This window comes from Psychrobacillus sp. NPDC096389 (assembly GCF_044762855.1).
Lineage (GTDB): Bacteria > Bacillota > Bacilli > Bacillales_A > Planococcaceae > Psychrobacillus.
The window spans coordinates 406,294-415,900 of the sequence record NZ_JBIWFB010000003.1; the positions used below are offsets into that span (position 1 = coordinate 406,294).

Sequence of the window (9,607 nt, forward strand, 5' to 3'; positions counted from 1 at the left end):
CCTAATATATTATGGACTACTCTTTTTGTGCCTTTCTTAATAGCAACTCAATGAATCGATCTTCAAACAAATCTATCAATCTATTAGATCCCGATTGATACGTATTGTATTTCTAGAAAATCATCAATACCTTGGTGTCCGCCTTCACGACCAAGCCCACTTTCTTTCATGCCTCCAAATGGAGCTTGCACTGCAGAAGGTGCCCCGTCATTCCAACCAATAATTCCATAGTCTAATTTTTCAATAATTTTTGTGCCTTGCGACATATTTTCTGTAAATACATATGCCGCTAAACCATAAGGTGTATCATTTGCTAGTTTAATGGCCTCCTCAACACTTTCAAATTTTTGAATCGGAGCCACTGGACCAAATGTTTCTTCACGCATAATTAACATACTTTCATTTGCATCTTTAATGATTGTTGGCAAATAATAATTCCCTTTTTCTTCTGGCTGCTTGCCACCCACAACTACTGTAGCCCCATTTTTTTCAGCATCTTCTACATGTTCAGCGACTTTTTCTACAGCAGTCTGATTAATTAATGGACCGATATTTACACCACTTTCCAAACCATTACCAACTTTTAACTCTTTTACTTGGGCAGCAAAGGCATCAATGAACTGTTCATAAATTTTAGACTGTACATAAACTCGATTGACACAAACGCAAGTCTGACCACCATTTCTAAATTTTGAAGCCATGACCCCTTGAACTGCAGTTTTGATATTTGCATCATTAAGAACAATCATTGGGGCATGACCGCCTAGCTCAAGGCTAAGTTTCTTCACGGTGTCAGCACCTTGTCTCATTAGAACTTTTCCCACTTCCGTAGAACCAGTAAAGGTAACCTTTTTTACACGTGGATCTGATAAAAAGACACCACCTATTTCACTAGAAGAACCAGAGACAATATTAATAACTCCTTTTGGAAAACCTGCTTCTTCCGCCAATTCTACGAGTTTAATTGCCGTTAATGGTGTGTCACTAGCAGGCTTTATAACGACTGTACATCCAGCAGCTAGAGCTGGTCCCATTTTTCTCGTTAACATGGCAGCTGGGAAATTCCATGGCGTAATTGCAGCAACAACACCAATAGGTTTTTTCCAAACTTGCAGCCGTTTGTTTTTATCATGGCTAGGTATCGTTTCACCGTAAATCCGTTTTGCCTGTTCTGCATACCACTCAATATAATTTGCAGCATAATGAACTTCACCTTTTGCTTCAGTAAATGGCTTTCCCATTTCTTTCGTCATTAATTCTGCTAGTTCTTCTTCATGATTAATAATTAAATGAAAGTACTTTTTCAGTAGAGCTGCTCGCTCATAAGCAGTAGTGTCAGACCATGAATCAAACGCTCGATGTGCCGCGTCTACGGCTGCAAGCGCCTCTTCTTTACCGGCTCTTGGAACTTCAGATACTATGTCACCAGTAGCAGGGTTATAGACGGGAAACTTCTCCAAGTTTTCCCCAGTCCATTTTCCATCAATAAACAATAAGTTTTGCATACAGATCACCTCTAATAAAATTTACTTATTAACAATTAAATTTCAGTCATTTGCTAGAAGTTTGCCCTCTACATATTCAATATGGATACGGATCTTTTTATCAATTAGTTCAGGATCTTTCGTTAACATCGTTTCAAATAGTTCTTTTTGTTCTTCATAGAATGACTGGTGGTTAGAATAATATTTATCAAGATTAACGAGGAAAGTTCTTATTTGAACTTGAATTGACTCATATATTCTAATAACTCGAGAATTTCCAGATAAATTTACAACGTAACTATGGAACTTCATGTCTAAGTCAAATAAATTTCTCCAACTCTCATTTATTGTATTGATGCGCATTTCTTCTAAAATCATCTCTAATTTATTTATTTGCGCATCTTCAAGTTTTGGAATCGCTTTAGCGAAAGCATAAGCTTCTACTATCGTTCGAAGTTCAATTATTTCTCTCCAATCTCTATTAGAAAAAGGAGAAATATAAGTGCCCTTTCTTGGCTTACTAATTACCAATTCTTCATATTCAAGAATTTTTAGAGCATCTCTTATTGTACTTCGACTAACATCGTACTTTTCCGATAAATCATTTTCAATTAACCTTTGGCCGAATTCTAGTTCTTTATTCCAGATAGCTTTCCTTATTTCATTTGCTACAAGTTCTCCTAATGACTCTTGTTTGATGGAATCATTCATAAAACGAAATCCCCCTAAATATTCCCCTTATGTTACGTTTAGCTAGTCAGTCGATTGTCGACAATTGGTTGATGGAAAATAAATCTTTTTTAAATACTTATCAACAGTTTTTTTTACCCACTACTGGTTTACTATTTTCCCAAACTTCTAAACTAATTAAGGAAGGTGGTTTGTCACCATTTAGACCAGCAACAAGGTTTTTAGCCGCTAGTTCAGACATTTTCAACTCTGTTTCAAAGGTTGAAGATCCAATATGAGGAAGCGTGACAACATTTTTCATGTTTAATAATGGATTGTCATGTTCAACCGGTTCTATTTTAAAAACATCTAGACCAGCTGCAGCAATATCACCATTCTGTAATGCTTCAATAAGATCCTCTTCAACAATGGTTTGTCCCCTAGATCCGTTAATAAAAATGGCCGACCTTTTCATTAGTTGAAATTCCCTTCTACCAATAAAGCCATATGTTTCTTCCGTTAATGGAGTTATTAGTACAACGAAATCAGATTGCTTTAGTAATTCATCCAAATTACAATAGGTAGCTTTAAACTTTGCTTCCGCTTCCGGCTTTTTTGTCCGGCTATTGTATAAAATTTTCATATTAAATCCAAGATTTGCACGTTGGGCAATTGCTTGCCCTATTTTCCCCATTCCAATAATACCCAATGTTTTATGATGCACATCTATGCCGTAATGTTCCGATTCTAATGGATCATTCCACTGTTTTGATTTAACGAAATGGTCTAACTCTGGGATTCTTCTTGCCGTAGCTAATAATAAACCAAATATAGTATCGGCAACCGTATCTGTTAATACATCTGGTGTATTAGTTGCTAGAATATTCCTCTTCGCTAACTCTTCCAAATCTAAATTATTATAGCCAACAGAAACATTACTGACGATTTTCAAATTTGGGGCATTTTCTAATAAATCCTTATCAACCTCTAGTTCTAGCCCAATAATCCCTTCCGTTTTTTCTAAGTAATCTAGAAAGACTTTGTCAGTTTTAGTATTTATGTTTTTAAAAAACTTAACTTCATACTTACTATTTAATTGTTCTAATACAGGTTGCTCCAAGCGATTATAGGCAATAATCGTTTTTTTGATCACATGATTCCCTCCTTGTTTTTATTATATTGTCGATAGTCGACAATATGACCACTAAAAAAACTTTAGAAAAGTTCTAGCTGAGAATAATTGTGATTACCTTGAACATAGAGTATTAAAACTCTTAATCTGCTACCTGGTTAATATACCTCAACCTACTGTTACCTTTTTATGGGTTATGTAAAAAAATCAAAAAGATTATGAAAGGAGTTATTTACGATGATAATTAGATTTGAAAATCAAAATAGTAATATATTGTATGGAGTGTTAAAAGACGGAAAAGTAAAAGTGATTGACGGAGATATTTTTACCAATTTTACTGTAACAGAACAAGAATTAGAAATAACAGATTTAAAATTATTACCCCCTACTGAGCCTTCTAAAGTAGTTTGCATTGGCTTAAATTATGTTGATCATGCAAAAGAGGTAAATCTTGAACTACCGAAAGAACCACTAATTTTTCTTAAACCAAACACAACCGTAGTTGCTACAGAGGATGTAGTTATTTACCCCAAACAAACAAATCATGTTGAATATGAAGCAGAATTAGGAATAGTCATTGGAAAGAAAACTAAAAACATAACGGAAAAAGAATCTAAAGATGCAATTTTTGGTTATACAATCGCAAATGATGTAACAGCACGAGATTTGCAGTTTTCTGATGGACAGTGGACTAGGGGAAAATCGTTTGATACATTTTGCCCAATTGGTCCAGGTATTGTAAGAGACATCGATCCCAGTAATTTAGATATTACTCTCCATGTTAATGGGGAATTAAAGCAAAGTTCCAATACTGAAAACTTAATTTTCGGAATAGATTATATCGTGAGTTATGTATCCAAAGTAATGACACTTCTCCCGGGTGATGTAATTATTACAGGAACCCCTTTTGGAGTAGGTCCCGTAAATCCTAAAGATGAAATGGTAGTTCGTATTAAAGGTATTGGCGAATTAAAAAATAAAGTTTTAATGTCGACAATCGACTGAAAGGAGCGAAGATATTAAAAAACTAAGACTTAAAATTAATCATTTGGAGTAATTGAATGGTGTGTTCTTAAAGAAAGTTCCTATCACATTGATAAAGGGGATATGAAGATGTTGAAAAAAAATTTATTGTTTTTACTTTTAGCTTTTGTAGCTTTAACACTAGTAGCATGTTCTAAAACAAATTCAACTTCAAGTAGTAGTGGCGTTTCTTCATCGGAAAGCACAAGTAGTGATAAAAAAATCACAATTATGGCAGCGCATGTTGTCTCTACAGAAACTACTCAACATAAAGCATTTATGGAATTTAAAAGATTAGTTGAAGAAAGATCCGATGGAAAAATCGAAGTAGATATTTATCCTGATGGTCAGCTAGGTGGAGAAAGAGAAATGATAGAAAGTACACAAGCAGGTAATATTCAGATGTCATCTCCTTCAGTTGGAGTACTTGCAAACTTCTCTTCCGCACTACAAATATTTGATTTCCCATTTATTTTCAAAGATTCAAAGACAGCACATGAAGTTGTTGATGGAGAATTTGGACAAGAATTATTAAAAGGATTAGAACAAAGCGGACTTGTCGGACTAAATTATGGTGAACTTGGTTACAGACACTTATCAAACAACAAAGGAGAAATCGTTACACCGGAAGATATCAATGGGCTGAAAATCCGCACGATGGAAGTCCCTATGCATATCGCATATTGGAAAGAAGTAGGAGCAAATCCAACACCTTTAGCTTTCACTGAAGTATTTACAGGTTTATCTCAAGGTGTTGTCGATGGAGTTGAAAACGTTCTTGGGCTAATCCATTCAGGAAAATTCCATGAGGTTAGCAAGTATATTACAACAACTGGCCATATTTACGATCCTGAAATATATATTATGAACAAAGATTTCTTTAATGGACTTTCTAAGGAAAATCAAGAAATAATAAAATCCTCCATAAATGATACAGTTAAGTATTTAAGAGAATTAAATAGTTCTATTGATGCTGAGCTACGAGCTAAGCTTGAAGAAGAAGGTGCTATCTTTAGAGACTTAACTGATAAAGAATATAATGCTTGGATTGAAGCTTCCGTTCCATTTTATGCAAAGAATGCAGATAAGGTTGATAAAGAAAAATTAATCCAATTACTTGAAGCTACTGGAAATGATAAATTCTTAGATGCTATAAAATAATAATTATTTCCTAGATTAACACCCAGAAACTTTGCGATTATACCATTATTTAATCACGAAATTTTGGGTGTAATTTAGTTTAAATATATTCAAGGAGGCGACTTTAATGAAAATTTATAAACATTTGGATGACCATGTTGAAACGTATTTATCCGCAATTTTATTAATATTCTTCTCGTTTTTATGTATCTTCCAAGTTGTTATGCGTTATATCTTTAATGAGTCATTGACATGGTCTGAGGAATTATCCAGATATGCATTCGTTTGGTTTGTTTATACAAGTGCAGCCTTTGCGGTAAGATATCAGCGACATGTAAAATTTAACTTTTTAGTGAATATACTTCATAAAATTTCTCCAACTTATAGTCAACTCCTCAAAATAATTGCTTTATTTTGTTGGGTAGGTTTTCTAATATTTGTAGATTACTATAGTGTTCAAACAGTTATGAATCAGTTCAACATGGGACAAGTATCACCTGCCAATCGAATTCCAATGTATATTGTATATCTTGGATTACCAATGGGAGCACTCTTAATGACCTTTAGAGTTACCCAACATATCGTAAATGGATTTAAGGAATTGAGAAACTTAAAAGAAAGCCATTAATTTTACAGGGGGTGTGAGCATGGCTACTCTAATATTATTTGGAAGTTTTATTATTTTAATGATTCTTAGTGTTCCTATTGCGTTTGCACTAGGTATATCATCCGTTTTAACATTATTCATCACGGAAAAAATGCCACTTCAGTTCATTGCACAAGGAATGTTTACTACAGTAGATTCTTATGCTTTAATGGCAGTTCCCCTATTTGTATTTGCCGGATTAATAATGGAACATGGAGGGCTATCTAGAAGGTTAATTGATGTTGCAAAGTCATTTGTCGGTCACCAGACAGGGGGACTTGCTGGAGTTGCAATTTTGGCTTGTACCGTGTTTGCAGCACTTAGTGGATCGGGTCCAGCAACGGTTGCAGCTATCGGAGGTATTATGATTCCAGCAATGGTAAAGGAAAAGTACGATCCGGGATTTAGTTCTGCAGTAGTTGCCTCAGCCGGAACCCTCGGAATAATCATTCCACCAAGTATACCTTTAATCATTTATGGTATTACAACAAATACTTCTATTGGTGATTTATTCATTGCAGGCGTCATACCTGGCTTATTTATTGCAGCGGTACTTTGGTCAATCAGTTATCTTACTTCTAAAAAAAGGGGTTTTATAGGATCTGGAAAAAAAGCTACTTGGAAAGAACGCTTTAAGTATATTAATGAGGCAAAATGGACACTGTTAATGCCAATTGTTGTACTCGGCGGAATATACGGAGGAATATTTACTCCTACTGAGGCGGCAGGTATTGCAGTAGCATATAGTGCTTTTTTAGGAATTTTTATTTATAAAGAAATAAAAAGAGCTGATGCAATTGAATTATTTAAACAGACTACTTTAATTTCTGGGATAATCCTTATTATTATAGCGACTGCTTCTACTTATGGGAGAATTCTTACAATAGAAAAAATCCCAATATTAATTGCAGAGTTTTTAACATCTCTTCCTGTCGGTTCATGGGTTATTCTTTGTGCAATTGTTATCCTGCTTGTGTTTATCGGAATGTTTATGGAAACATTAGCAGGAATTATTTTATTAGCCCCTATTTTATTACCTGTTGTAACAGAATTAGGAATGCATCCGGTGCACTTTGGTATTGTCATGATTTTAGCAGCAGAAATTGGATTTTTAACACCACCGGTCGGGGATAACCTAAACGTTGCGAGTGCTATTAGTGGATTGACTTTAGAACAAGTTGCCAAAGCAACACTTCCATTTACTATCGCTTTAATCATATTACTATTTGTTTTTATGTTTGCAGAGCCATTTATTATGTTTTTACCAAATTTAATAGGCGGTACAGGCAGTTAATGAAAGTACTAGCATTTGATATTAATAGAAAAGTTTAAATTCTAAACTAAAATTTCATATTACATGATTTTGCTGTTTCAAAACAAAATAATTTGGAGTGCTAAACAAGTATTTTAGTGTTTGCCTATCCAATGCTGTACTTCCAATATCCTGTATGTTTTCGATTTAAACTGTAATTGCAGAAAGTTTATTTCTACCATACAAATCAAAAACACCCACAAACTCTGATTTAACAAAGTTAGTGGGTGTTTTATTGTTTTTTGATTCAACACACTTTTTAAAGATACCGGTGGTCGGGGTCGAACCGACACATCCAGAGGATACGGGATTTTGAGTCCCGCGCGTCTGCCAATTCCGCCACACCGGCAAAATATAAGTATCAAAGTTTATTTTATAAAACTGGAGGCGGCAACCGGATTTGAACCGGTGATAAAGGTGTTGCAGACCTGTGCCTTACCACTTGGCTATGCCGCCGAAGGAAATAATGGAGCGGAAGACGAGGTTCGAACTCGCGACCCCCACCTTGGCAAGGTGGTGTTCTACCACTGAACTACTTCCGCAAATAAACTGGGGTACCTGGATTCGAACCAGGGCATGACGGAATCAAAATCCGTTGCCTTACCGCTTGGCTATACCCCAATGGGGCGACTGATGGGAATTGAACCCACGAATGCCGGAATCACAATCCGGTGCGTTAACCACTTCGCCACAATCGCCACTATTAAATAAAAAAAGAGCTAACTCATAAGGAAAATGGGGCGACTGATGGGAATCGAACCCACGAATGTCGGAATCACAATCCGATGCGTTAACCACTTCGCCACAACCGCCATTATTCAAGTTAACTAGTAAAATTGGCAGGGGCAGTAGGAATCGAACCCACATCAAAGGTTTTGGAGACCTCTATTCTACCGTTAAACTATGCCCCTAAAAACTGGTGGAGGGGGACGGATTCGAACCGCCGAACCCTAAGGAGCGGATTTACAGTCCGCCGCGTTTAGCCACTTCGCTACCCCTCCAAGTGGTGCCGGAAAGAGGACTTGAACCCCCAACCTACTGATTACAAGTCAGTTGCTCTACCAATTGAGCTATTCCGGCTTAAAGAAATATGGTGGCTCAGGACGGAATCGAACCGCCGACACAAGGATTTTCAGTCCTTTGCTCTACCGACTGAGCTACTGAGCCATTTCGATTTACGCTAATCTTCGCATCTCTTTGTCAGCTGCACTCGTTCTATCAGTCACGTACTCAGGTACGCTCCTTCTTTCACTCGATTGCTTCCTCGACCTGCTTGCTTATCCTAAATCTCTAACAAATTAATTAAATGGCGGTCCCGACCGGGATCGAACCGGCGATCTCCTGCGTGACAGGCAGGCATGTTAACCGCTACACCACGGGACCATTTGGTTGCGGGGACAGGATTTGAACCTGTGACCTTCGGGTTATGAGCCCGACGAGCTACCGAACTGCTCCACCCCGCGATAATATTATACTTGCTTTTTCAATTAATGGTGGAGGATGACGGGCTCGAACCGCCGACCCTCTGCTTGTAAGGCAGATGCTCTCCCAGCTGAGCTAATCCTCCGTTTTAATGCTGGTTATTATTTATAAAATAATGGTGACCCCTACGGGATTCGAACCCGTGTTACCGCCGTGAAAGGGCGGTGTCTTAACCGCTTGACCAAGGGGCCATTATGTATAAGAGAAGTTATCTGGCGGAGAGCAAGGGATTTGAACCCTTGAGACAGGGTTACCCGCCTACACGATTTCCAATCGTGCTCCTTCGGCCACTCGGACAGCTCTCCATTAATGGCTCCGAAGGTAGGACTCGAACCTACGACCGATCGGTTAACAGCCGATTGCTCTACCACTGAGCTACTTCGGAATATTATTATGCCCAGCGACGTCCTACTCTCACAGGGGGAAACCCCCAACTACCATCGGCGCTGAAGAGCTTAACTTCCGTGTTCGGTATGGGAACGGGTGTGACCTCTTCGCCTTCATCACTAGACATATTAATTTGAAAGACAAGTATTATTATATCATAACTAGAGATTTTTGCAATAGTTATTTTTATATTTTTTTTATTCTTTCAAAACTGGATAAACGACATATCTACAATATATACATTTTGGTTAAGTCCTCGATCGATTAGTATTCGTCAGCTGCACGTGTCGCCACGCTTCCACCCCGAACCTATCTACCTCATCGTCTTTGAG

The 9,607-nt window shown here is 37.2% G+C and carries 7 protein-coding genes, 16 tRNA genes and 2 rRNA genes; 4 read left to right on the forward strand and 21 right to left on the reverse strand.

What is annotated here, in order from left to right; genetic code table 11:
* Positions 1-83: 83 nt before the first annotated feature.
* The 3 genes from ACIQ38_RS11385 to ACIQ38_RS11395 form a co-directional block, all read right to left on the reverse strand.
* The gene (locus ACIQ38_RS11385; protein WP_402822514.1) at positions 84-1,505 is read right to left on the reverse strand and encodes an NAD-dependent succinate-semialdehyde dehydrogenase; all 1,422 of its coding nucleotides are present in this window, start codon (positions 1,503-1,505) and stop codon (positions 84-86) included.
* A gap of 42 nt (positions 1,506-1,547) precedes the next feature.
* The gene (locus ACIQ38_RS11390) at positions 1,548-2,195 is read right to left on the reverse strand and encodes a GntR family transcriptional regulator (RefSeq protein ID WP_402822517.1); all 648 of its coding nucleotides are present in this window, start codon (positions 2,193-2,195) and stop codon (positions 1,548-1,550) included.
* A 100-nt stretch (positions 2,196-2,295) separates the two neighbouring features.
* On the reverse strand, positions 2,296-3,303 hold the full coding sequence (locus ACIQ38_RS11395; RefSeq protein ID WP_402822573.1) for a 2-hydroxyacid dehydrogenase: 1,008 nt from the start codon (positions 3,301-3,303) through the stop codon (positions 2,296-2,298).
* A 219-nt stretch (positions 3,304-3,522) separates the two neighbouring features.
* On the opposite strand from ACIQ38_RS11395, the gene ACIQ38_RS11400 reads away from it, so the two are divergent.
* From ACIQ38_RS11400 to ACIQ38_RS11415, 4 genes are all read left to right on the forward strand, one after another.
* Complete coding sequence (locus ACIQ38_RS11400) at positions 3,523-4,290, forward strand: fumarylacetoacetate hydrolase family protein (RefSeq protein ID WP_402822520.1); 768 nt, start codon at positions 3,523-3,525, stop codon at positions 4,288-4,290.
* Between the two features lie 108 nt (positions 4,291-4,398).
* Positions 4,399-5,469, forward strand: a complete 1,071-nt coding sequence (locus ACIQ38_RS11405; protein WP_402822523.1) for a TRAP transporter substrate-binding protein — start codon at positions 4,399-4,401, stop codon at positions 5,467-5,469.
* 106 nt (positions 5,470-5,575) lie between these two features.
* Positions 5,576-6,076, forward strand: coding sequence for a TRAP transporter small permease (locus ACIQ38_RS11410; protein ID WP_402822526.1), 501 nt, complete (start codon positions 5,576-5,578; stop codon positions 6,074-6,076).
* 19 nt (positions 6,077-6,095) lie between these two features.
* Entirely contained in the window at positions 6,096-7,388 is a 1,293-nt protein-coding gene (locus ACIQ38_RS11415) for a TRAP transporter large permease (protein WP_402822528.1), read from the forward strand.
* 284 nt (positions 7,389-7,672) lie between these two features.
* Here ACIQ38_RS11415 and ACIQ38_RS11420 read toward each other — a convergent pair.
* The 18 genes from ACIQ38_RS11420 to ACIQ38_RS11505 form a co-directional block, all read right to left on the reverse strand.
* A tRNA-Leu gene (locus ACIQ38_RS11420) sits at positions 7,673-7,755 on the reverse strand.
* A 33-nt stretch (positions 7,756-7,788) separates the two neighbouring features.
* Positions 7,789-7,862: transfer RNA gene (locus ACIQ38_RS11425), tRNA-Cys, on the reverse strand.
* 11 nt (positions 7,863-7,873) lie between these two features.
* Positions 7,874-7,948, reverse strand: a tRNA-Gly gene (locus ACIQ38_RS11430).
* 7 nt (positions 7,949-7,955) lie between these two features.
* Positions 7,956-8,027 (reverse strand) — tRNA-Gln (locus ACIQ38_RS11435).
* 1 nt (position 8,028) lies between these two features.
* A tRNA-His gene (locus ACIQ38_RS11440) sits at positions 8,029-8,104 on the reverse strand.
* Positions 8,105-8,142: 38 nt separating this feature from the next.
* A tRNA-His gene (locus ACIQ38_RS11445) sits at positions 8,143-8,218 on the reverse strand.
* A gap of 25 nt (positions 8,219-8,243) precedes the next feature.
* Positions 8,244-8,317: transfer RNA gene (locus tag ACIQ38_RS11450), tRNA-Trp, on the reverse strand.
* Positions 8,318-8,323: 6 nt separating this feature from the next.
* A tRNA-Tyr gene (locus ACIQ38_RS11455) sits at positions 8,324-8,407 on the reverse strand.
* 3 nt (positions 8,408-8,410) lie between these two features.
* Positions 8,411-8,486: transfer RNA gene (locus ACIQ38_RS11460), tRNA-Thr, on the reverse strand.
* 11 nt (positions 8,487-8,497) lie between these two features.
* A tRNA-Phe gene (locus ACIQ38_RS11465) sits at positions 8,498-8,573 on the reverse strand.
* 140 nt (positions 8,574-8,713) lie between these two features.
* A tRNA-Asp gene (locus tag ACIQ38_RS11470) sits at positions 8,714-8,789 on the reverse strand.
* 3 nt (positions 8,790-8,792) lie between these two features.
* A tRNA-Met gene (locus ACIQ38_RS11475) sits at positions 8,793-8,869 on the reverse strand.
* A 28-nt stretch (positions 8,870-8,897) separates the two neighbouring features.
* Positions 8,898-8,973: transfer RNA gene (locus ACIQ38_RS11480), tRNA-Val, on the reverse strand.
* 31 nt (positions 8,974-9,004) lie between these two features.
* Positions 9,005-9,079 (reverse strand) — tRNA-Glu (locus ACIQ38_RS11485).
* Positions 9,080-9,101: 22 nt separating this feature from the next.
* Positions 9,102-9,193: transfer RNA gene (locus ACIQ38_RS11490), tRNA-Ser, on the reverse strand.
* A 5-nt stretch (positions 9,194-9,198) separates the two neighbouring features.
* Positions 9,199-9,273: transfer RNA gene (locus ACIQ38_RS11495), tRNA-Asn, on the reverse strand.
* A 10-nt stretch (positions 9,274-9,283) separates the two neighbouring features.
* Positions 9,284-9,399 (reverse strand): 5S ribosomal RNA (gene rrf / locus ACIQ38_RS11500).
* Positions 9,400-9,519: 120 nt separating this feature from the next.
* A 23S ribosomal RNA gene (locus tag ACIQ38_RS11505) occupies positions 9,520-9,607 on the reverse strand; the annotation flags it as partial.

Coding starts and splice junctions, on each gene's coding strand:
- ACIQ38_RS11385 (WP_402822514.1), bottom strand. CDS start 1,505: ATGCAAAACTTATTGTTTATTGATGGAAAATGGACTGGGGAAAACTTG.
- ACIQ38_RS11390 (WP_402822517.1), bottom strand. CDS start 2,195: ATGAATGATTCCATCAAACAAGAGTCATTAGGAGAACTTGTAGCAAAT.
- ACIQ38_RS11400 (WP_402822520.1), top strand. CDS start 3,523: ATGATAATTAGATTTGAAAATCAAAATAGTAATATATTGTATGGAGTG.
- ACIQ38_RS11405 (WP_402822523.1), top strand. CDS start 4,399: ATGTTGAAAAAAAATTTATTGTTTTTACTTTTAGCTTTTGTAGCTTTA.
- ACIQ38_RS11410 (WP_402822526.1), top strand. CDS start 5,576: ATGAAAATTTATAAACATTTGGATGACCATGTTGAAACGTATTTATCC.
- ACIQ38_RS11415 (WP_402822528.1), top strand. CDS start 6,096: ATGGCTACTCTAATATTATTTGGAAGTTTTATTATTTTAATGATTCTT.